Raw genomic sequence first — 943 nt, 5'->3', positions numbered from 1 at the left:
CGATCATCGATGACATAGCCACCGCCACCACTACTGGCCGACACAATACGATAGGTTGCCTGACGTGCTGAAATAGATCCTGCTGCACTGATCTTGCGGGTCGGGTCATTCTGATTAGCAGCAGCAACCGCAGACGCTGCAGTAGATGTGCCCGAACTCACACTAAACGATTTTAAATTACCTAAGGCACTAATCTCTGCAGGGCTTAATTTTGTGCCTAGTTCATATTTACTTTGAGCAAAAACCAAGCCAGAAAAACTCAAACCAATTGCAGTAGCGATTATTATTATTTTGTGCATGATATTAAATTCCCGAATTATTCTGCGTTATAGATACGATATTCCATAGCAAGCTGTGGATTGGGTGCGCATTCGGAATCTGCTAATGGTGTGCCGCTCACTGCGTACACCGTCCAATCGCCTTTAGGGTTTTCGCCATAAAACGCATATGAGCCTAAAGCATAAGCAGTCTGTGAGCTAATCTTGCCACCGTCCCGCTTATCTTTTGGATCGCCTGTGTCGTCATAAAACATGTTGTAGGGTGTGCTTAGAATAGAGACGGTACCTTGAGGCGACTTTAAGAAAATACCAGCGCTGCCCATACAAACCTCCGCGCTTCCTACTGCTTGCATCTGAAGCTGAACCATATCGATGGCGCCTTCTGTTGATGTCCTAAATTGCCCCAACTTTTTGACTTTTCCGTACTCCACTGCACTAATAATCTCAACACTTTTCCATTCTGGTTGAACTAAGGCGGAAGACTTGTAGTTTGTATAACTCCTAGCCATTTCAACCGCTGCCCTAGCATCAGCAAGTCCAAATCCATACCAATTCGAATAGTAAATTCCGGCTTGGTTCTTTTGCCAACCATAGTCAATTCTGGCTGAGGTTTGTCCATCAACCAATTCCTTACTGGTTTGATTTGAAATCGTCGGGTTTAATGT

At 44.6% G+C, this 943-nt stretch carries 1 protein-coding gene and 1 pseudogene; both read right to left on the bottom strand.

The features are described 5' to 3' along the window. Nucleotides 1-299: hypothetical protein (locus tag LZT21_RS11840; protein ID WP_233991009.1), on the bottom strand; the 299-nt coding region annotated here is incomplete at its 3' end. Nucleotides 300-316: 17 nt separating this feature from the next. Beyond that, nucleotides 317-943 (bottom strand): annotated as a pseudogene (locus LZT21_RS11835) (proprotein convertase P-domain-containing protein); the annotation flags it as partial.

This window comes from Polynucleobacter sp. IMCC 30228 (assembly GCF_021395205.1).
Taxonomy (GTDB): Bacteria; Pseudomonadota; Gammaproteobacteria; order Burkholderiales; family Burkholderiaceae; genus Polynucleobacter.
This window is presented reverse-complemented; position numbering and strand designations above follow the sequence as displayed.